The 20,310-nt window shown below is 35.6% G+C and carries 19 protein-coding genes; 7 read left to right on the top strand and 12 right to left on the bottom strand.

Features of this window, described 5'->3' with window-relative positions:
• Position 1: 1 nt before the first annotated feature.
• Positions 2 to 2,989, bottom strand: a complete 2,988-nt coding sequence (locus tag ACQZ43_RS13445) for a SusC/RagA family TonB-linked outer membrane protein (protein ID WP_430613203.1) — start codon at positions 2,987 to 2,989, stop codon at positions 2 to 4.
• A gap of 487 nt (positions 2,990 to 3,476) precedes the next feature.
• Here ACQZ43_RS13445 and ACQZ43_RS13450 point away from each other — a divergent pair, with 487 nt between their 5' ends.
• Positions 3,477 to 3,773: a helix-turn-helix transcriptional regulator gene (locus ACQZ43_RS13450; RefSeq protein ID WP_430613204.1), complete on the top strand. Its 297-nt coding sequence runs from the start codon at positions 3,477 to 3,479 to the stop codon at positions 3,771 to 3,773.
• A 124-nt stretch (positions 3,774 to 3,897) separates the two neighbouring features.
• Complete coding sequence (locus ACQZ43_RS13455; protein WP_430613205.1) at positions 3,898 to 4,575, top strand: DUF6904 family protein; 678 nt, start codon at positions 3,898 to 3,900, stop codon at positions 4,573 to 4,575.
• Positions 4,576 to 4,610: 35 nt separating this feature from the next.
• Here ACQZ43_RS13455 and ACQZ43_RS13460 read toward each other — a convergent pair whose 3' ends face one another.
• The 5 genes from ACQZ43_RS13460 to ACQZ43_RS13480 all read right to left on the bottom strand — a co-directional run bounded on the left by ACQZ43_RS13460 (position 4,611) and on the right by ACQZ43_RS13480 (position 6,368).
• The gene (locus tag ACQZ43_RS13460) at positions 4,611 to 5,045 is read right to left on the bottom strand and encodes a hypothetical protein (protein ID WP_430613206.1); all 435 of its coding nucleotides are present in this window, start codon (positions 5,043 to 5,045) and stop codon (positions 4,611 to 4,613) included.
• 5 nt (positions 5,046 to 5,050) lie between these two features.
• Complete coding sequence (locus ACQZ43_RS13465; protein WP_430613207.1) at positions 5,051 to 5,485, bottom strand: helix-turn-helix transcriptional regulator; 435 nt, start codon at positions 5,483 to 5,485, stop codon at positions 5,051 to 5,053.
• A gap of 1 nt (position 5,486) precedes the next feature.
• Positions 5,487 to 5,681 (bottom strand): hypothetical protein, encoded by a 195-nt coding sequence (locus ACQZ43_RS13470; RefSeq protein WP_430613208.1) that lies wholly within the window; start codon positions 5,679 to 5,681, stop codon positions 5,487 to 5,489.
• 178 nt (positions 5,682 to 5,859) lie between these two features.
• Positions 5,860 to 6,015, bottom strand: coding sequence for a hypothetical protein (locus ACQZ43_RS13475; RefSeq protein WP_430613209.1), 156 nt, complete (start codon positions 6,013 to 6,015; stop codon positions 5,860 to 5,862).
• A 224-nt stretch (positions 6,016 to 6,239) separates the two neighbouring features.
• Positions 6,240 to 6,368, bottom strand: coding sequence for a hypothetical protein (locus tag ACQZ43_RS13480; protein ID WP_430613210.1), 129 nt, complete (start codon positions 6,366 to 6,368; stop codon positions 6,240 to 6,242).
• Positions 6,369 to 7,013: 645 nt separating this feature from the next.
• Here ACQZ43_RS13480 and ACQZ43_RS13485 point away from each other — a divergent pair.
• The 4 genes from ACQZ43_RS13485 to ACQZ43_RS13500 all read left to right on the top strand — a co-directional run bounded on the left by ACQZ43_RS13485 (position 7,014) and on the right by ACQZ43_RS13500 (position 10,957).
• Positions 7,014 to 8,156 carry a hypothetical protein gene (locus ACQZ43_RS13485; protein WP_430613211.1) on the top strand — a complete coding sequence of 381 codons (1,143 nt, stop codon included), beginning with the start codon at positions 7,014 to 7,016 and terminating at the stop codon, positions 8,154 to 8,156.
• 90 nt (positions 8,157 to 8,246) lie between these two features.
• On the top strand, positions 8,247 to 9,542 hold the full coding sequence (locus tag ACQZ43_RS13490; RefSeq protein ID WP_430613212.1) for an erythromycin esterase family protein: 1,296 nt from the start codon (positions 8,247 to 8,249) through the stop codon (positions 9,540 to 9,542).
• Between the two features lie 5 nt (positions 9,543 to 9,547).
• Positions 9,548 to 9,730: an aminoglycoside 6-adenylyltransferase gene (locus tag ACQZ43_RS13495; RefSeq protein ID WP_430615682.1), complete on the top strand. Its 183-nt coding sequence runs from the start codon at positions 9,548 to 9,550 to the stop codon at positions 9,728 to 9,730.
• A 111-nt stretch (positions 9,731 to 9,841) separates the two neighbouring features.
• Positions 9,842 to 10,957 carry a DUF6794 domain-containing protein gene (locus ACQZ43_RS13500; protein ID WP_430613213.1) on the top strand — a complete coding sequence of 372 codons (1,116 nt, stop codon included), beginning with the start codon at positions 9,842 to 9,844 and terminating at the stop codon, positions 10,955 to 10,957.
• Positions 10,958 to 11,296: 339 nt separating this feature from the next.
• Here ACQZ43_RS13500 and ACQZ43_RS13505 read toward each other — a convergent pair whose 3' ends face one another.
• Genes ACQZ43_RS13505 through ACQZ43_RS13520 form a run of 4 tightly spaced genes read right to left on the bottom strand, consistent with a single transcriptional unit; the run spans position 11,297 to position 14,234 of the window.
• Positions 11,297 to 11,755, bottom strand: a complete 459-nt coding sequence (locus tag ACQZ43_RS13505) for a PepSY-like domain-containing protein (RefSeq protein WP_430613214.1) — start codon at positions 11,753 to 11,755, stop codon at positions 11,297 to 11,299.
• A gap of 26 nt (positions 11,756 to 11,781) precedes the next feature.
• The gene (locus ACQZ43_RS13510) at positions 11,782 to 12,225 is read right to left on the bottom strand and encodes a PepSY-like domain-containing protein (RefSeq protein WP_430613215.1); all 444 of its coding nucleotides are present in this window, start codon (positions 12,223 to 12,225) and stop codon (positions 11,782 to 11,784) included.
• A gap of 54 nt (positions 12,226 to 12,279) precedes the next feature.
• A complete protein-coding gene (locus tag ACQZ43_RS13515; RefSeq protein ID WP_430613216.1) occupies positions 12,280 to 13,566 on the bottom strand; it encodes a sensor histidine kinase in 1,287 nt (428 codons plus the stop codon).
• Entirely contained in the window at positions 13,563 to 14,234 is a 672-nt protein-coding gene (locus ACQZ43_RS13520; protein ID WP_430613217.1) for a response regulator transcription factor, read from the bottom strand. Before ACQZ43_RS13520 ends, ACQZ43_RS13515 begins: the two co-directional genes overlap by 4 nt.
• A gap of 1,173 nt (positions 14,235 to 15,407) precedes the next feature.
• Here ACQZ43_RS13520 and ACQZ43_RS13525 point away from each other — a divergent pair.
• Complete coding sequence (locus ACQZ43_RS13525) at positions 15,408 to 16,079, top strand: hypothetical protein (RefSeq protein WP_430613218.1); 672 nt, start codon at positions 15,408 to 15,410, stop codon at positions 16,077 to 16,079.
• A 340-nt stretch (positions 16,080 to 16,419) separates the two neighbouring features.
• Here ACQZ43_RS13525 and ACQZ43_RS13530 read toward each other — a convergent pair whose 3' ends face one another.
• Both ACQZ43_RS13530 and ACQZ43_RS13535 read right to left on the bottom strand, forming a co-directional pair.
• Positions 16,420 to 17,739, bottom strand: coding sequence for a glycosyltransferase family 4 protein (locus ACQZ43_RS13530; protein ID WP_430613219.1), 1,320 nt, complete (start codon positions 17,737 to 17,739; stop codon positions 16,420 to 16,422).
• A 1-nt stretch (position 17,740) separates the two neighbouring features.
• Entirely contained in the window at positions 17,741 to 20,182 is a 2,442-nt protein-coding gene (locus ACQZ43_RS13535; RefSeq protein WP_430613220.1) for a YfhO family protein, read from the bottom strand.
• Positions 20,183 to 20,310 lie beyond the last annotated feature (128 nt).

The following is a 20,310-nucleotide window of genomic DNA, read 5'->3' on the forward strand; positions in this document are numbered from 1 at the left end:
TTTAAAAATTTAAATTAAAGCCAAAAGCAATGGTTCTAAGGCTTGGTAATAAAACCCCTATAGTCTCTGGATCACTCCCCCAGAATTTAGTAAACGTTAAAAGATTATACCCTTGAAGATATAGGGAGGCCTTAGTATTTCCCAGCCATTTTCCCGACAGATCATATTGTAACTGAAGGGTTTTGAGTCGTATATAAGATGCGTCAACTATAACACCGTCGCTTGCCCTATATTCCCAAAAAGTCTGCTGTGCTGCCGCGTCTGCACCAGTCGTAGGCTTTTGATACCGTGCATCAGGGTTATCCTGCGAAAAGTAATCATTGGATCTTTGCGGTGCATTTGTAGCATTTCCTAATAAATTACCATAATAATCGGGGGTATAGTTTTTTTGTTGAACAAACTGCCAGGTAAAGTCCAATGACCATTTCTTATACTGAAGGTTATTGGTAATCCCTCCAAACAAATTGACACCAATATCCACAACTTTTATTTGATCTTCTATGGTAATTTCCCCGTCATTATTTATATCTTCTACTTCGTAAAGTCCTGTCTGTTTGTTAACTCCTAAATAATGATATACTTTTTTAATGGTGATAGGTTTTCCTACTACATATTGATTAACGTAGGTCGATTCTTCCAGATTAGGAAATGAAATCAGCTTATTTCGTGGGATACTCACATTGAAACTTGTCGTCCATTGAAAATCTCTTTTATCTAAATTCAAGGTTCTGAGTGTAGATTCCCATCCCGTATTTTCGATAGTTGCTTCTAGATTTTCCTGTACTGAATTAAACCCCGTAGTACCGGGTAATGGAATGCCTACCAATTGATTGGACGAGCGGTTTTTATAAAAAGCTACTGATGGAGCAACTTTCCCGCCAAACAATTCCAATTCCAAGGCTGCCTCTAACTTCTTATTAGACTCCCAGCTAAAATTGGGATTATAGAGTCTTAAAGGTTCCAAGCCTACCCCTTGATCATATTTTTGGTTACTGATACCAAAAGTATCCAAGTATTGGTAATCACCTATTAAATCACTTCCTGCAATTCCGTAACTGGTGCGCAGTTTCCCAAAACGAAGCCAAGAACTTTCTTCGAAGATTTTTTCATGAGAAAACAGCCATGCAGCACCGATAGCACCAAAATTTGCAAAACGATTATTGACACCAAACCGACTTGACCCATCCCTTCTTCCGGTAAGATTGACAATATATTTGCCTTGATGGGTATAATTTAACCTACCAAACACAGCTGTGTAGCGATACACCGACTCCGTATCCCTGGTAACGGTTTGAGAAGTGGCATTGGCAAGATTCAAAATAAAATCATTAGAAGTAAAATTGCTACCTGTTATACTTCTCCCCTCTTGAATTCGCACTTCAAAGGTCGTTCCCAGTAATACATCAAAGTTTCCATTGCTTACATCATAAGTCCAATTTATTTTGGGTTCAACAATCCAATTCTTTCTTTTAAAAGAGGAATATACTAGGGAGGAATTAGCACTGGTTAATCCATAAGCAGGATTGTAAATAGTATTTGGGTTAGTGCGAAATTCATCAAGTTCTGTAATAGCTGTACCTGCATTTAATCTCAAGAAAAAACTTTTACCTATTTTATAACTCATGGTAAGTTGTCCAATAAAGTCATCTGTTTCGGATAAGTACTTTGCCTTTAATTTAGCTAAAGGGTTTTCAAATGTATTATTCGCCCAATTGAGTTCACCGGTATTAGTTAATAACTCTGGAGCATTAGGCGCCAGTAATATATGATTAGTCATGCCAATTGCCATCAAACGATTCTTTTGAGTACTTTTCTGAATCGAAGTCTGTATTTTAAATCTTTCATTTTTAGATTGATGATTTACATTTAGAAGAAAATTAGTTCGTTTATACCCGAAATCCCCAAGATAAACCGTTCCATCCTTTCTGTGACTTGCGCTGAGCAAATAAGAAGTTTGCCCCGAGCCTACACCTACAGAGAATTGTGTGTTTTGAGATATAGCCTGACCGCCAATAAACTCTTTTTGCCAATCGGTATATCTAAGTTTGTCCCAAGTACCATTTACATCGTACGCATTTTCTGGCAATTCGGTAATTCCATCATTTAAATAGGCATCACGTCGCATTTTTAAATAATCCGAAGTATTCATTAAATCCACAAATTTTCCCACAGTACTTACCGATGTGGTTGATTGAAATGAAAAGATGGTTTTTTCCGAACTTCCTTTTTTGGTGGTAATCAGAACTACTCCATTACTTCCACGAGATCCATAAATAGCCGTTGCATCCGCATCTTTTAATACTTCAATACTTTCGATGTCATTTGGATTTATGCTATTTAAAGGGCTTACATTTCCAGCAAACATTGCAGCAGTTAAATAAATATCCGAAACGCTCTGTGATGCAAAAGGAACACCGTCAACGATATACAGGGGCGCATTGCCCTCGGTACGCAAACTATTGCGCCCCCTTATTTGTATATCGAAGCCACCGCCAGGGGTACCGCTACTCTGCGTAATATTCACCCCTGCCATACGTCCTTGCATAGCGGCCAGTGGATTGGCAACTGGTTGCTGACCAATTTCCTTACTTGTTATCTTAGTAATACTACCGGTACGCTGTTTATCGGAAACAGTATAATAACCAGCATTTATTAAGATATCGTCCATCATGCTTTCATCTTGTGAAAGTAAAATGTTTCCTATCGAATTCTTTACTGTTATTGTTTGAGATTTATAACCTATAAATTCATAGCTTACTAAAGCGCCATAAGGCACTTTTAACAAATAGTGTCCCAAAGAATCACTTTGGGTACCATTTTGAGTATTTTTTTGCCACACGGTTACTCCAGAAATGGGTCCATTAGCATCTTTTACCACGCCTTGTAGCGTAATTGTCCTTTCTTGTGCATAAGTTTTATACTCACAAAAAAGCAGTAGCAACACCAAAAACCAGGGTATAGAAAGTGCTGCAAAAGTAAATTTTTTCATACTTTTGTAATATTAGTTAATACGTTAGTTTAATTAATTGCCTTCCTGTACAAGTCGCCAAACTTTTACGCAGGAGGGCTTTTTTGTAGCTATAAACTACTTTTTGTTCAATTTAAAATATAAATAACTTAAAAGTTACTAATTTTTGATAATACACATAAATACCAGTTGCACACCAAGTATTTAAACAGACGAACTTAAAATAGAAGAAAATTACTTAGAAAAGGATAAGAGTAAAAACCTTTAAAATAGAAAAGGCGTGAAACTCACATTATTCTGACTTGAGGTACTGGTATACCGTGCAACAGATAAGTGAGCCCACGCCATGGTCGTGAGCTAATCTACTTATCATCTCGTTGCTAAAAATTACCAGTTTTCAAGTCGAGAGTCTAAGCAATAGCTTTAATTTTTCCTATATAAAGTATCGCAAAATTACATTTTAAATGTAATAATTAATCAAATATACAAAAAAAACATTGTAAACCAAATGGATTACATTAAAATATTAATATTGACCTATTATTGTTTTATGGCAAAACTGACTACTAAAGACATAGAATTAAAAAATAAGATTAAATCTAGAATAAATCTCTTATTAAAAGAAAAAGGAATTAATCAAAGTGAGCTTGCATCTCTTTCGCTAAAAGATAGACAGGCAATAAACCGCTGGACCAATTTAAATAATACTAGAGGTATAACAATATATACTATTGGGGAAATATGTGAAACCTTCCATATAAATTTGAAAGAATTCTTTGATCATCCAATATTTAATACTCAATAGTTATTCTAATAATCCTTTATTTAGAACAACCATTTCTTGCTAAATTTGCAACTTTTGCAATAAACTATGTGACTAACGTTACTGTCAGTCTAAAACTTAAAAATCACCCTCTTTTAATAAAATCATGTTATACATTATACCAACAAAAAACGGAATTGGAGTAGAAATTTGGGGAACTCGTGAGGACCTAGATATTTTCTATTCTTTTATAGGACAATTTTGGAATTATGAAGAGAAATTAACGCAAAAAGGATTTGAAAATAGAGATAACTTAATTAGTAGTTTTTCTTATGAAATAAGAAAAGCAAAAGAAGAACAAAGATTAAAACGAAATAAAAGCCACTTTTCATTTGAAGAGCAAAAATATTTTGGAGCACAAATCTCATGGGTACATTTTTTATTCTCATTAGTTGCTATTAAATACAACATGAGATATTACCCAACAAATAAACTAGATATTTCTCAACTTTTAAACTTAGAATTTTGGTTAGAAAAAGCTATGAATGATTACGACAAAATTACAGCAGAGAAATTAGTCGGTTTTATTGAAGATGGTCTACATGGAGGTAATGAATATATTTACCAATATATGAGAAGTTTAGATGTTGATTTCCTTCAGTTAGGTGGTGGTAAAAAATCCTTCAGGAAACTTCCTGATTTATTAAAAAGAGGGATTTTTTATACTGAGGAATACAAAGATTATGAAAACTTTCTAAAAACCGAATCTCAAAAACTTAACTGCTCCATTTCCGATTTAGAGATTAATGATGATGATTTTGATTATGACAAAATAGCCTGGTAGCAACTGCCTATTTCGCTACTACATCCAGTAAAAAATCATATTTCAATAATAATATCTTCCATAAACATTTTATCAATGTTTATTAAACCAATTAAATACTTATTGAATTCAGAGTTTTTAGTGTTCGCAAATAAAACCCCTCGAGCAGTACCTGTTGTAATTACAGCTAAATGTTTTCCAAAATTGCAAGGAAGTACTAACTTATCCCCTTGCTTTAATTTTTCATCAAATGTATTTAGTTCAATTTCAAAATAACAGGTAATCTCCAGTTTTAATAAAGGCTGTTCTTTTTTATGCAAAACAAACTCCATTGCAACAGCAATAGCTTTATTATCAATATGTACTCCAAACCCAAAGCCTACTTGCTGTTGAATTGGTTCATTGATGGCAAGAGTTTGTTCAAATACAGAAAATTGGTTTTCCTCTACTTTTACTATCTTAAAAGGAATTGGTAATTCTTTTGAACCCATATCGATTAAGCAGTTTGATAATTATTTTCATAAGCCGTATCTGAACTCCTAGTTATTTGAAGCTTCAAATGTGTAATATTAGAAGAAACAGTATAAATCTCTGAAGATCTATATTTCACGACTTGCTTTTTAGAGTCTTCTTTAAGTGTTGATACTTTCATTAAATCTACTCCTAAAACATCACTTAGTTTTACTAAAGTTTCAATAGTAAAGTTTTCTTTTCCTTTTACCCATTTATTTACCTGTTGGGCAGAAACTCCCATTTTATCAGCTAAAGTAACTTGCCTCCATCCTAACTCGTCTAATCGAGTTAAAATTGTAATGGCAATTTTATGAGATAATTTTGTGTAATTCTTTCTAGCTAAGCGAGCTTTTGCTCTTTCTACTGTTGGTGTTTCTTCTTTAGAAACTAAAGAAAGAAACTTCTCTTTGTTTGTCATTTTAATTTTCTTTTAGAAATTCAAAAAATGAGTCTTCGTCAAAAATGCCATTATCTTTAAGATATTCTTTAGCACATTCTAACTTTCTTAATTCTTCCTTTGTGTGTACGCGGTCTTCCATCAAATGTTGTAAAGGTAACTTAATAGCTCCACCGGTTATTACAAAAACATCTTCGTCAATCTTAATTGCATACATTCTAAGGCAATGCTGCCTTCCTTTTTGTAATGATAATACTTTTACACCACTTTCTAAATTGTTTAAAGTTTTGAAAAAATGAGATAAATATTTATCAGTCGACTCCGTAATTTCAATTAAAATTTCATCGATTTCTATGGCATCATCAATAATGAATTCTGCTATCTCCGAAATTGTTTTATTTTTTTGGAATATCTGCTATATTCTCTTTTAAAAACTTATAGATAAATTCAGTGTCATCCCAAAGATTCATTAATTGATCATACTCATTATCTGCATTTCCTTCATAATGAAAAGCAAATAACCTATATGCAAATATATTAACTATTCTCATTAAATCAACTTATAAGTTTATTTTTAGCTTAATTTTATTATTCAGGTTTATTATTCCTTGACTTGGCAAATTATACAAACAAATGTTTAAACGCGAAATCAAGAATTTTCTTCTTTGTCTGCAATTTCAAATATAGGCTTTTAATACTAAATATCATTCTCGAAAATTTATCAAATTTCGCATAATAGAAAAGGCTAGTACTTAAATAAACTAGATATACACCCTTACAATGCTTGATTCTTCAACAAATACTCCAAATCAGGATCATTTTTAATTCGCTCCAGTTCAGCTTCAATAATCTGAACGACATTTTGCTTTATCTGTCGGTAATTCGCTTCAACTTCTTGTTTCATATTATCTGTTCCATTATCATCTAAAAACGATAGAATATCCGGTAATTTTTGATAAGCTTTTGTTTCGGTCGAAACTTTATCATTATCTACTACAAGTTCTGCATATAGTCGTACAGTTTTTTCAGTTTGGTATTCTCGGTAGAGATATAAATCTTAATCGTATATAGTAGCTCGTCCTTATTCGCCTGATAGCCCTTTTCACCGCTTCGTTCTCTGTATATTGAAACGATAGTTAAAAGATTCTAGTAAACAACTATTATGATTGCGCAATTGAAATAAAGCATACATTTAATACAATTAAATCATTAAAAATCGATTTGGATAAAATTCCGAATTTTATCTTAAAAAGCATCAGAAAACAAATCTTCCTCCTTTTGAATTCTTTAATAAAGCTATAATCAAGATTCCTTAGTTTTATTCTGCCTGACTTGGACTATTTGGAGATAATTTATATAGAAATAATTATTAACCACTAATAAATATAAAATTTTTCAATACATTATTAATCCAAATTAATATTATAAGTTTGGAAGAATAGTTTTTTGCTAAACAAAACAGCAAGTGTTAAACGTGATGCTTATAATTCCAAAAACTAATATTCAAGAACAGCTGACTCTAAGAATTAAAACTATCTCTTTAATATAAATGAAATTGACCCATAAAATAATAAAACTTTTATTTTCACTTTGTGTAATACTCATAGGGCAAAATGTCTTTGGACAAAGAGAAATACAACCCTACGAAGATATGTTTACGTATGATTATGCACTTAAATACTGTTTGAATTTACCTATTATAGAAGAATTTCCTGATTATTGGTTTATAGAGAACTTTAAAGCTCCAGCAGGGATAAAAAGTATAGAAATGTATCCTTATGACGACAGAGTTATTTCTAAAAGATATCCTAGTGGAACCTATAAGATTAAGGAAAAGTACATTTCGACTCAAGACTTTAAAGTCATACATATTTATGATCCTAAAAATGGTTTTTTAAAAAAAACACTATTATTTCCTCTCAATAAAAGTATCAAAAACAACGACTCCATATTGTACAAAACATATAATTATAAAATTGATGAAAAACATATTTTAATTGATGTATCATATCCCAATTCAGAAGACATGCACGCACAATATTTATATAAAAAAGAGACAAATAATTTAGTTCATCTAATAAACAATAAGAGAGACACCATTTATTTTTCATATAAGAATACAGATATAGAAAATTTCGACCTAGCAGTCATGGAAATCAAGTCAAAAAACATTCATTACCAAATTACGGATTCAATATTTAAAAATAATTCTGAAAACCATTTGAATTTTACACATTCACAAGAATTTTATAATAATAATGGTTCGACATTGCTTTTGACTAGCAAACTTAATGTAAATTCAAAATATGTTAGTAGTAGTAAAACAGAATGGAACGATGATTTAATTAGTCTAAATATAGAAACGGAATACTACAGACAAGATATAAAATTGACATTTGCTTCCAATAAAACAATAAATAACATCAAAATTGAAAGGAATCCTGTGTTGAATTGGGGTAATAACTATTTACGCATAAAAAAATTATTTGGCTTATGGTACAAAGAGGTTAAAACCTACAGTCCGACAAGTGATATGAGTTTTAGCTTAATAAAAAAGTCTCAAAAAATGTGGCAATCATATATGTATGGACTTAAAAAAATAAATTCCGAACGTAGCACAAAAACTGGCAAAATAAAAATTAAAGAAGGAAATATTTACCAAAATAATGAACCATTAATTATATACAACTAAGATTATGGCACACCCTCAGAAGAGATTGAACAAAACTAAGATGTGTTTTTATTTTGTACAAAAACAATTATACACCTACTTTTAAATATTATGCTAAAGATAATTTCAATTATAGCACTCCTTGTTCCAGTTCTTTTCTATTCACAAAATAAAGAAACTATAAATTGGATAAACGATAACTCCATCACCATTGAAGATGCAAATCCAGATTCTGAACTTGATATCTTTAACAGTAATACGCCTATTAAATTTGAAAATGCTAAAATATATGGATTTGGAGAAGCTTCGCATAATACAAAAGAATTTTTTGATCTAAAAGCAAAGTTTTTTAAGTATTTAGTCAAAAATAAAGGCCTTAAAGTTTTTATAATGGAAGACAGTTATCCAGCCGAAGAAGGAATAAACGAATGGATAAAAGGAGGCAAAGGTGATAAAAAAACAATAGCAAATAATTTTAATATAGGATTTTGGTATACCAAAGAAATCACAGATCTTTTGGAATGGATGCGTAATTATAATATTGGAAAACCAGAAGATGAACAAATAAAGTTTTATGGCATGGACATACAATCAAGTGATAGAATTAATCTTGAAATACGAGATTTTGTTTTGTTGAATAACATTAAAATTGATGAAAATCTATTAATTGTCGCAGACAGTTGTTCAAATAAAAAGATTGATTATGAAAAACCTACTCATTGGTGGCAACTTCAAGTTCCTAAATTAAATCAGCTAAAGCAACAAATATTACATTCCAATTTAGATAAAGAAAAATATCAAACTATTGAAAGACCTTTAAATTATTTAATCAGTTATGCCGAATTTGCGTCTTCCGCTAAAGAGAAATATCCTACTTACGTTGAATTGCGGGATTTAAAAATGTTTGAAAATGTAAAGTACATTGTTGATCAACAATCGAAAAATAAAAAATTTTTTATTTGGGCACATAACGAACATATAAACAAAAAGGAAATGTACTATACTGGTAGCGGTATACTTACTTTAGGGAAATATCTAAAGGACTATTATAAAGATGATTATTATAGTATAGGGTTCGACTTCGGTACAGGTAAAATAAATGGTAATGTAAATGATAAGAAAAAAGGAAGTTATTGGAAAACTTTCCATATTACAAAACCTTTTCCAAAGACATATGCCAATATATTAATGTCAATAAATAAAAATATATTTTTTATAGATATGGAAGATTCTTATTTAAATGAACCAACTAATTTTTTCTCCAAAAAATCAAGATATTTAATGATTGGTGGAGGAGGGTATCAACCTAAACCTTTGCATAGAATTTTAACTAATAGGATATATTACGAGGCCTATGACGGGCTAATCTTTGTAAAAGAAATTTCACCGGCAAATCTCAATCTATAGCAATCATAAAGACAGCGAATAACTTCACCTTTAATAGCATTAAAAATAATTGGAAAGCACTTTTTGCAACGTCAAATTTGGTTTCAGAAATCGGAAATAAATTAGCCGAAAAACTAGGTTATGAATATCCCGAAAAATTGGAAATTGACATAAGAAAATATTTTAACTATTTAAGAAACAAACAATAACTACAAACGCATAACAAAGTATTTGGAATAGACGGGCTGAACGGCTTCGTATCAAATTTAGTACTAAAAACACCTCCCATCGCCAATACGCGGCCCGTAATGCACAATGCTATGAGAACACTGCTAAAAATATTGACACTCACTGTTCTGACATCTATAAATTTGTTTGGACAAAATAAACTTCCGAAAAATTTAAGGCAAGCTGTAAAATATTTGGACAAGGATTGTTCAGAAAGTGTGAAAAATGAGATTAAAACTATTCACGAGGACAGTCTTGTTTATTCGGTATATCCGTTTGCCCAAAAAGAACCTTACAAAAATTATAAAACAATATTCAATTGGACAAGTGACGAAAACGGCAATCCAAAAATAACTAAATACCTAGAGAACAAGGGGGTATTTAATTATCATTCAAAGGTTTTGCTTTACTCATTCAGACAATATTTGAAAAATGGAAAAATTAGTGATAAGGAAATACTAACTAAGTTCTTAATAATGCAGAAAAATGCAGAAGAAAAGAACAGAATAAAGTATTTAACAGACACTATCAACGGTATTTATATTCCTAAAAATTTAGAAGATTGCTTTGTTCAAATAAACTCTTTTTGGAATGACAGTATAAAAATTCAAGTAAAAAATTGGGGGGAAAAAGAATTTTCGGGTAAAGTGCATTTAGGATTTGGAATGTGGATGAGAAATAATTGGAGACTTTGGGGTGGTTCTCGCCTTTCAAAATATTTCAATGATTTAGGAATTTACGACCCAGATGATATGTCGGGAATTATTTTGGACAGCTATCACAGAAATTTGAATAACAGAGAAATTAAGCTTGAAGAACAAATTAAATACTATCAAGAATATTGGGAAAATTCTAAAAAAGAAGAATTTAAAAGAAAACAAAAAGAATTCTCGGAATATAAACTTAGGGATGCACTCGAATTCAATTACGACAAAGGTTACGTAAGTAAAGAACAAGAAGATAAGTATGATGATGATATTTGTATTGCTAAAGGAATTGTGATTGAACGCAACGAGAAAGATTTTTTAATTAAAGTGAAAATCATTGAAACTTGCGACAAAAAAGGAATTATTTATTTCGACAATGACGGATATAGAATTTATGACCCAAAAACTAAACGATGGAGTAATCCCCCTAAACGAATAATAAAAAAAGTAAAGAAAAACAAAGAACAGTGGTTTGATTACAAAGATTGGGAAACTATATAATCATAAAAAGCACTGTGCATAACATCGGTAACCCTAAAACGACATCATAGTTTGAAACAGACCGAAATGAAGTTCGCTAATGGTGCAGTAGTCCAGATGAAACCAGGCACTGTCTCATAAAGTGCATAATCCCACACCGCTGTTAGATTTTTTCATTAAAACCCAGCTGCTCCAAAACAACTCCCGATTAGGCACTCCCCTAGTGCTTAATCGACCAATCCTATAATCACATTATAAATAGACAAAGACGTTTGGGCCGTATCGAATGCAAAACCGGTTGCTCTTTTAAAGAAATAAATCCCTAAAAAAACAACCGGTCTACTTCAATGTTAAAGAGAATTATTGATCGATGCCCAAAAAGTTTCCCTGTAGGTCAAAACGCAATTCGCTATTATTCAATAGATCCACATCAAACCCGTAGGCTTTTTTGTCGATACTTTCTATGGCCGTTGTCGGATAGTTGGTCGCGACATACGAAACGATACTCGGATGTATAAATCCCGTTGGAATTGCTTGGTGGTTTCCATCGACTTCCGTCCAATTGCCCGCTTGGTCAAAATCGATTTCCGTTCCATTGGAAAGGTATACTTCGTAATACTCATCTACCGATCGAATATTCATTTTAATTCGGATAATAGTCGCATCCAAATAATACGTATCTAAAAAAGATTTTGTTGGTGTGGGTAAGTCCGAAGTAGGAATGGTTGTTTCCGTTGTATTATTATCATCTGACGAACAAGAAACTCCCGTAAAGGACAGTAAACACACTGCAGCAACTGATAAAACTAGATTTTTCATTTTCATTTGATTTTAATGGTTAAAGACTAATCGTCTATTCTTTTAAACGCTCCTTTTGAATTAAATTCTAACTCCAAACCGTTGTTCAACTTAACCTCTTGCTTACCGAAACGCCCCTTCTCTATTTTCACTATTTGGGTATTCGGAAACATTTGCTCTATATAAGTTAAGATATTTTTTTTAATAAATGCCGTTGGTATAACCGTTTTATTTCCATCCACTTCGGTCCAGTTTCCCTCGGCATCAAACTCCACCTCTTTTCCGTCTGCAAATTTCACCTTATAGTCTGTAGAGAAGGTTTCCTTGTCTTTTTTTACGTAAGCAATGGCGCATTTAGAGAAATGATCGGCTACGAATTTCTGAGCAGGCTGCGGTAAGTTTGTCGCAGTAATAATAGATTCCTGTGCCTGGGCGCTCATTCCGATGAAGAGGAATAAAGCCGTTAAAAAATTAATCGCTGTACTTTTCATAACTAATAGTTTTTAAATTTCTATTACAAAGATGAGACGCGATTTAGGAAAGAATTAGGAATTTCGAACCGTCAACGAAAAAATGTGGTTTCCGTCTTTAAAAACATAGTCGATATTCAAGTCGGAATGGTTCTCCACGATGGTTTTTACGATGGAAAGTCCCAAACCGGTAGAGGTGAAATCCTGATTGGTTTTATAGAATCGGTTAAAGACCAAATCGGTATTTAAGGGAATGTCGTCCACAGAGGAATTTTTGATGCGCAAAGCCACCTCGGTAACTTCTATGTGTAGTTGACCAGCTGCTTTGTTGTACTTGATGGCATTGGTGAGCAAATTCGAAATTAAAACATAAGCTAAATCCGGAATGATATTCGTTTTAAACAATCCGACATCGGAATAATCCACCCGTATACCTTTGAATGCTAAAGTGTCGGAAAAGTCGTCGAGAATACCTTTAACGATCGGGTTGAGCACCACCGCTTCCCTTTCGCCAAACTGGTTGTTCTCAATTCTGGAAAACATCAATAGGGATTTATTTAATTTAACCAGTCGCAGCAAGACTTCTTTGGTTTGACTGATTTCCTGCGCGTTTACTTCGGAAACCCCTTCGCTTTCTATCAGCAGATCCAGTTTATGAATCGCAATCGCCAAGGGGGTTTGCAGTTCATGAGCCGCATTTTCGATAAATTGTTTTTGTTGGGTAAACACCCTTTCGTTGCGCTCAATCATCTGATTGATTTTTTGATCTAACAATTTAAACTCGCGTATCTGCGTCGGATTGCGCTGCGATTTATCCCCCTGACCGAATTCGTAGCGCTCTAAATTATTCAAGGTGCTGTAAAAGGGCTTCCAAACTCTTTTCAACACGACATTGTGAATCAATACGATACTCACAACCAAGAAGATATACAAGAAAACCAAGGCAAAGAGCAGGTCTTCGCCAAAATCATCTTCTTCTACCGTGGACGTTCTAATTTCCAATTTTTGGGTATTGCCGTTTATATCGGTAAAATAAGTTTCTAAAATCCGATATGGTTCCATGTCGTTGTCATATTCCATATAGAATTGTTCGTTTCTAAAAAAATTCCCTTCTTTAAACTCCGACGCAACTACTTGCTGGATTCGAAATTGATTAAAATCAAATTCACTGATTTGCAGTATACTGTCGTCTATATACGCCTTACGGATAATCTGAATTTTCAAATCCTTTAGGCCATCGTCGGTATTGTCGTAGAGTTCGTCGAGAATTAGGGCGTAAAACAGTGCCGCCCATACCGCAATCACCAGCAGTACTGCTATCGATAGGTATTTTAAGGTGTAATTCTTCAGTGAAATTTTCATACTAGCTTATATCCAATTCCGTATACCGCTTGAAAGTCAATGGCTGCATTGCTGTCTTTTAGTTTTTTTCGGAGGTTTTTAATTTGCGAATAAATAAAGTCCAAACTGTCGGCCTGATCGATATGATCGCCCCATACAGATTCTGCCAAAGATGTCTTTTGCAGGGTTTTCTCAGGACGTATCATAAAATAGTAGAGCAAATCAAATTCTTTGCGGTTTAAAATCAGTTCTACCCCATCGACCAAAACCTCGCGGTCTTCAAAAAAGAGTTTAACGTTTTTAAAATCAACACTTTTTTCTCCATCTTGGTTATTTCTGCGAATTGCCGATTTTATACGGGAATGCAGCTCCATCAAATTAAACGGCTTGGCCAAATAATCATCTGCGCCCAAGTCCAACCCCAACACCTTGTCTTCCACCGAGTCTTTGGCAGATAAAATGATGACTGCGTCTTTTTTATTGAGCTTTTTGATTTGTTTTAGTATATCTATACCACTTCCATTAGGCAGCATAATATCCAACAAAATGCAATCGTAATCGTAAGTACCCACTTTTTCCATGGCCAAAAAATAGTCGTCGGCTGTTTCAACGATAAATTTTTCGCCTTCCAAAAACTGCTTTAACGCCGCTAGTAAATCGGGTTCGTCTTCAATGATCAGGATTTTCATAGTGCCCAAGAAATAGTAATACGCCGAAACGGCAGCTGCTGCTAACCATCGCCATGAAAGACGTCTTAAACAGTCCGCTACGGGTCTTGTATAAATTAACTTATAAAATTAAGCAGTTCACCTTTAATAATCATAAAATAAAATCTATTTATAGGATATTTAACTTATGGTTTGGTTTTTTATAGGCTATAGTATTACTAGATATCCATGTAGCGCGGTAAATGCGATTTGTCAAGGCTAAAAAAAACTTATGACTATACACATCAAGTAATTTATTACCAATCGACTAAAAATTCGTTTTTACAGCAACCCTATAAATAATAGCATAGATTTTACTTCCGCCTTAGGCATGTCTTTAACCAATAAACGGACGGAGTATTAGACCGCTAAGAAAATGAAATCCGCATTTTATTTCTTCCTCAGAAATGAGGATTGTCAAGAACTTAATGAAGAATTAGACAAACTCGAGGGATTCTGATAAGCGCGCTAAGCGTTGTAAAACACCTTTTCAATAAAAAGCAAGACGAAAAAAAAAACGCTGTGAAAGAACTAAATTTACCTCTTGATGCTTTTTCCTACTTCAGGTGTAGGCTTCCCTATACACCCAGAAACAATCACTCTTTATAATTCACGACTAAGAAATCACTATGCTGTCTCAATTATACAATTATCGCTGTTTATAAGATGTTATGTTTGCCCAGTTCTTTACAGTTAAAACCCGAGTATTCGACTTTATAAAGCTGTAGCTGACAACCTAAAAAACAACCTATAAAAAACTGACGAAATGATTAAATTTGGATATTTATGCGTGTTTTATGCCATAGACTTACTGCACTATTACGGAATGATGCTCTTCTAAAAAACCTCTCGAATTGGTGAATAACTGACGCGTTCTCGTAAAATGTGCTATCCACAACCTGAGGTAAGTACTTGTATAAAAGGCGGTATCATACTTTAAAACAACTCCCGGTAAGGTACTGCCGTAGTGCTTTTACACCCTAGATTCCCCCTTTTTTCCAATTTTACTGACAACAAATCAGCGAGTAGCGTATTTTTTTTTATATTTATCGCATACCTGATAACTCGTTTAATATTAAGGGTAAATTTAGAGTCTAGTATTCTATTGCTCGATGCTCTTGCATACCGTGAAATAACAAATCAATACAGACAATTATGGCAAATAGAAGTTATTTATACTCCATCAATTTTGATATCTCCAAAAGGGAAAAACAGGAAGACGATATCGTTCTATCGCTTTCAGAATACAAGGCATACATTCCACTCGCTTTTCAGATTTTAGTGAGTCAAGACTCGAAAATGTGTCGTTCCTTAATTTGGGACTGCGAATACCTCGTGGGCATAGTCGGAGACTACCGCAAAGGCATGCAAAAACTATTCGATTTCTTGACGCAATTGGCCACTGAAGACCTGTTTGATCAAACGGAACTCTTGGAACATATAGAAACGACCAAAGCTTTTTTAAGCGAGCGTCAACAGGACTATATCCTACTCGAATGTTTAGAACTTTACCAATTTTTAGACGAGCCCGTTGAAACTCAAAACACCGAACTCTTTAAAAACAGTATTCAAGACATCGACGACGTGATCAATGATTATATGGATTACTTTAAATCCTTTAAAGCTTCCAAAATACAACTCGAAGAGGAAATAGCCGAACTTTCCAAACCCCGCTCCACGCTCAAAAAGCTTTTCTATCGGAAAAACAATGACGATAAAATTCGCACGCTACAAACCAAAGTGGCCTATTATGATGAAAAGATGTCGAGTTATTTAGGAATCGATTATTGGAGAGAAGTGCTCTATTTTCAATTTGACAAGGAGTAATTTGACGCTGTTTACTTCTACAAACACCGCAAACCAGTTTTAGTACGGCAGCGAATTCGATCCATTCTTTTCCGCTTTTTGCTATGGAACCCCTTATGCCTCGTTTATCATTTTACTGTACACGGAATCGCAATCCTCGGAAACCCTTTTAAGATTGCGACTTTTTGACTCCTCCTTTTTACTGTGGTATTCGGTGCTGAAGATGGTCGGATTTCTTTTATTACATTCAAGCAACGGCTGCCCAGTGATTGACTTGCAACAACAATGCGGCTTCCATACGCAGCTAAAAATGGGATTTACAGAATTAGTCACTAAGGGCCACTAAAAAGACAGCTTTAGATCAAACGCTTTTGTCGTTGATGATTTTTGCCAATTGCTCGGTAATCTTCTTTCGACTATAATACTGCAAGCCCATGCCGTAGACCTTGAGTGCGTTGTTTTGATATTGTGTAAAATAGGCCAATAACAGCTCCTTCATACGGTCTTTTTCGTCGTATAAGGCTATGGTTCCGGTGTTGGTTTCGGTGATAATTCTAAAAAAATCGGCTCCTTCAGGTCCCAGAGCCAATATAGGTCGTTCTGCAGCCATATATTCAAACAGCTTACCCGGAATAATAGCCTTGGTTTCTATAGAGTCGATTTCCACCAACAGCAACACCTGAGAAGCCCTTTGTTCTACCAAGGCTTCTGCATGACTCAAATAGCCCATATTAACCGTGCAGTCGTCCAATTTGAACTCTTTTAGCGCATCCAAGATATCCTGACTGACCTTTCCGATGAGCTTAAATTGAAAAGCGGCTTTAAACTCGGGGTTGTCCCGCCTCAATTCATTCAATGCCTTCCACAGTACACGCGGATTTCTGTGCGATAAAAAGGAACCGATATGCGCCAAGGTAAAGGCTTCGTCCATCGGTTTTTTTACGACCTTTTCCACGTCGTAGCCGTTGGTCAATACCGATATGGGTTTGGCGGTTTTGGCCTTAAACTCTTCTTTGGTAGAAAAACTGGTTACGGTAATGGCATCGGCTTTTTGCAGCACTTCCAACTCCAAACGGCGGTGTTTGTTTGCCGCGCTCTCGCTCAATTTCAACTCCTTGTGGTAACCGATGGTCGTCCAGGGATCTCTGAAGTCGGCAATCCATTTAAAATTGAGTTTTTTGCGCAGTTCTAAGCCGATTAAATGCAGACTGTGTGGAGGACCGGTGGTGATGACGCAGTCGATGTTGTTTTCCGCGATATAATGCTCCAAAAAGGCTACGGACGGCTTGATCCAGGCCTTGCGCGCATCGGGGATAAAGAAATTTCCCCGCACCCACAACAGGCTCTTTTCAATCCAAGTTTGCTTGGGTTGATGCGGTATGATTCCCGAACTCAGATTCTTGGTTCCCCCTTTAGAAAACAGACGCGCCAAGCCATAGGGCTCTTTGATCTTGGTCTTGAGCACGACGAGTCCGTCGGGCACCTCGCTTTCCAGACTCGCATCCAACAAGGGATAAGTCGGATTTTCGGGCGTATAGATAATGGGCGTTATGCCAAAATCGGGTAAATACTTGGCAAACTTCAGCCAACGTTGCACGCCTGGCCCCCCTGCGGGCGGCCAGTAATACGTGATAATTAACACTTTTTTTACGGCTGTAGAAGTACTGCTTTTCTCTTTCAATTTACTTTTTTTTCTTACTGATATAGCCCAAACGGTATGCCAAACTTCCCATAACCACCAAAGCCAATACGAGCGAACTCATCAGGGCTATAGTGCTTCCTGTTTTTACGACTTGGGGTTCAAACTTAAACTCTATTTCGTGCTTGCCCGCGGGTACGGGTAAGGCTCTTAATACATAATCCACCGATACGTGGGCAACGGGATTACCGTCGATATACGCCTGCCAACCGTGTGGATAATACACCTCTGAAAACACGGCCAAGCCCTCTGCGGGATTGGTCGATTCGTATTTGAGGTAATTGGGTTTATACGTGACTAAACGGATTGAAGCCGCAAGCGAATCGACCGCATAGGTCGGTTTTAACGTCACTTCTTTAAACATTTGGGCATTGTATATAGCGGTGGTCTTGGCGTCAAAATCGTCCATGGCTTTCATCTCTTGATCGGGAGTTTCTACCTGCTTGACCTGGCTAACAAACCAAGCATTGCCGTTGATTTGATCGTTTTTCATCGGGATATCTTGCCCCTGCTCGTCCTTTTGAATTACGTATTTAACGTTGAGCATGTTCAATACATTCATATTGCTCTTCTCTGCCAATTGGTAATCGAACAACTGCTGAATTCTCCGCGGTTTTGCCGCGTGATAACCGCCTATGGAATGGTGGAAAAACGAGGCGCGCGCACTACTCAAACCGCCTTGTACTTCATATACTCGGAAATTGTCTTTGTCCTGTTTGATAAACGCATCTGCCGGCGTTTCCTCAAAAGGATGTGTCATCGTACGGGCAGTGACAAAATTTTCCTTGTTGACATAATTCAAATCGATCAGCACCAAATCGCCTACCATCAATACGCCAATCGCCACCACCATCACGGTAGATTTGATCTTTTCCTTGGAATAGAACCACAAGATCCCAAATGCCGACAAAATCAACAAGCCCGTGCGGATCAAATCTGCGGTATACAGCGATTTTCTATCCTGCATCAAGGCATCGATAAACGAGGGCCCAATATCGCCGTACATCTGGCTGTAATAGCCGTCATTAACCCCAGAAAAACGCAGGCTTCCCTTGATTAGGAACAGCAGTATTACAAGTCCTCCAGTAATGTATACCGTTAATTTTAAGGCTTTTTCTCGTTGTGTGGGCGCTGCTTTTACAAAGGCTTGCAAACCCAAAACAGCCAAGATAGGCATACACAATTCCAAGATAACCTGAATCGACGATACGGCTCTAAACTTGTTGTACATCGGAAAGAAATCAATGAAAAAATCGGTCATCATCGGGAAGTTTCTTCCCCAGGAAAGCAACAGTGAACACAGTCCTCCTACCAGAAAAATATACTTAAACTTACGCTTTTCAACAAACAGGGCCAATACGGCTAAAAACATGACAATCGCACCGATATAGGCGGGTGCCGCTACGCTGGTTTGATCACCCCAATAGGTTGGCGCTTGTTTGGCAAACTGTTCGGCCTCTTGTGGACTAGCGCCTAAACTAGATACAAACTTATAGGTTTGGGAATCCTTACCGACATTTTCTATGGATGCACCTCCGGTTAAACGCGGTACAAAGATGTTTAAACTCTCGAATATACCGTAGCTGTATTCGGTGATGTAGGCATAGCTCATCGCATTGGACGAGGTTTTGGGCGATCCATCCGGTTCAAAACTCAGTTCGCTATTGGATCGGGTACTGAACTTGGTGTACTCTGCCGTGGCCATTAAATTGGTCGCGTTTACCCCTATACTCAAAACAGCTGCGCCTAAAAAGATCAGCACGGCTGTACCCAATCCCTTAAAATCGCGGGCTTTGCTGTATACCACCACATAATAAATACCAACTACCAACAGCAACAGCAGCAAGTAATAGGTCATTTGAAAGTGATTGGCATTGATTTCCAAGGCCGCCGCAATAGCGGTGAGCAGCCCCCCTGCTATATATTTTTTTCTAAACACCAGCAATACTCCCGCCAACAACATCGGCATATAAGCAATGGCGTGGGCTTTGGCATTGTGACCAACGCCTAGAATAATGATTAAATAAGTGGAAAAACCAAAGGCTAAGGCACCGAAAAAGGCTTTTAATGGATTTATTCGCAGCGAAATCAACAGCAGATAGAAACCGAGAAAATAAACGAATAAATAATCGGCCGGTCGCGGTAGAAAGCGAATGAGGTTGTCGAGTTTTTTGATGTAATTGTGTGGATATTGAGCGCCTAACTGATAGGTTGGCATACCGCCAAAAGCACTGTTGGTCCAATAGGGCTCTTCATGGAACTCACTTCTAAAGTCGTTTTGCTCCTTTGCCATTCCGGTATATTGAACAATATCGGATTGCTTAATGACCTTGCCCGAAAGCACCGGAGAAAAGTAAATCAATGAAATCAGCATAAAACCGACTAAGGCCAATAGATGAGGGAGGTATACCTTATAATTCTTCATAAAATGGAATTGCTTTTGTTGCGCTTTATAATATCTTGCTAAAATAACACTATATCAAAAGAATTCCCAAGTTTAAGACTTACTTATTTACACTTTTAATCAAAAAAATAAGCCCCATATCGCTATGG

Source organism: Flavobacterium sp. JP2137 (assembly GCF_050562195.1).
Lineage (GTDB): Bacteria > Bacteroidota > Bacteroidia > Flavobacteriales > Flavobacteriaceae > Flavobacterium.

What these genes read in the sequence shown, in the direction of transcription:
- ACQZ43_RS13515 (WP_430613216.1), bottom strand. Translation starts at nt 13,566, where the DNA reads ATGAAAATTTCACTGAAGAATTACACCTTAAAATACCTATCGATAGCA.
- ACQZ43_RS13475 (WP_430613209.1), bottom strand. Translation starts at nt 6,015, where the DNA reads ATGAGAATAGTTAATATATTTGCATATAGGTTATTTGCTTTTCATTAT.
- ACQZ43_RS13485 (WP_430613211.1), top strand. Translation starts at nt 7,014, where the DNA reads ATGAAATTGACCCATAAAATAATAAAACTTTTATTTTCACTTTGTGTA.
- ACQZ43_RS13450 (WP_430613204.1), top strand. Translation starts at nt 3,477, where the DNA reads ATGGATTACATTAAAATATTAATATTGACCTATTATTGTTTTATGGCA.
- ACQZ43_RS13505 (WP_430613214.1), bottom strand. Translation starts at nt 11,755, where the DNA reads ATGAAAAATCTAGTTTTATCAGTTGCTGCAGTGTGTTTACTGTCCTTT.
- ACQZ43_RS13465 (WP_430613207.1), bottom strand. Translation starts at nt 5,485, where the DNA reads ATGACAAACAAAGAGAAGTTTCTTTCTTTAGTTTCTAAAGAAGAAACA.
- ACQZ43_RS13535 (WP_430613220.1), bottom strand. Translation starts at nt 20,182, where the DNA reads ATGAAGAATTATAAGGTATACCTCCCTCATCTATTGGCCTTAGTCGGT.
- ACQZ43_RS13480 (WP_430613210.1), bottom strand. Translation starts at nt 6,368, where the DNA reads ATGAAACAAGAAGTTGAAGCGAATTACCGACAGATAAAGCAAAATGTC.
- ACQZ43_RS13520 (WP_430613217.1), bottom strand. Translation starts at nt 14,234, where the DNA reads ATGAAAATCCTGATCATTGAAGACGAACCCGATTTACTAGCGGCGTTA.
- ACQZ43_RS13455 (WP_430613205.1), top strand. Translation starts at nt 3,898, where the DNA reads ATGTTATACATTATACCAACAAAAAACGGAATTGGAGTAGAAATTTGG.
- ACQZ43_RS13510 (WP_430613215.1), bottom strand. Translation starts at nt 12,225, where the DNA reads ATGAAAAGTACAGCGATTAATTTTTTAACGGCTTTATTCCTCTTCATC.
- ACQZ43_RS13460 (WP_430613206.1), bottom strand. Translation starts at nt 5,045, where the DNA reads ATGGGTTCAAAAGAATTACCAATTCCTTTTAAGATAGTAAAAGTAGAG.
- ACQZ43_RS13470 (WP_430613208.1), bottom strand. Translation starts at nt 5,681, where the DNA reads ATGTATGCAATTAAGATTGACGAAGATGTTTTTGTAATAACCGGTGGA.
- ACQZ43_RS13445 (WP_430613203.1), bottom strand. Translation starts at nt 2,989, where the DNA reads ATGAAAAAATTTACTTTTGCAGCACTTTCTATACCCTGGTTTTTGGTG.
- ACQZ43_RS13490 (WP_430613212.1), top strand. Translation starts at nt 8,247, where the DNA reads ATGCTAAAGATAATTTCAATTATAGCACTCCTTGTTCCAGTTCTTTTC.
- ACQZ43_RS13500 (WP_430613213.1), top strand. Translation starts at nt 9,842, where the DNA reads ATGAGAACACTGCTAAAAATATTGACACTCACTGTTCTGACATCTATA.
- ACQZ43_RS13525 (WP_430613218.1), top strand. Translation starts at nt 15,408, where the DNA reads ATGGCAAATAGAAGTTATTTATACTCCATCAATTTTGATATCTCCAAA.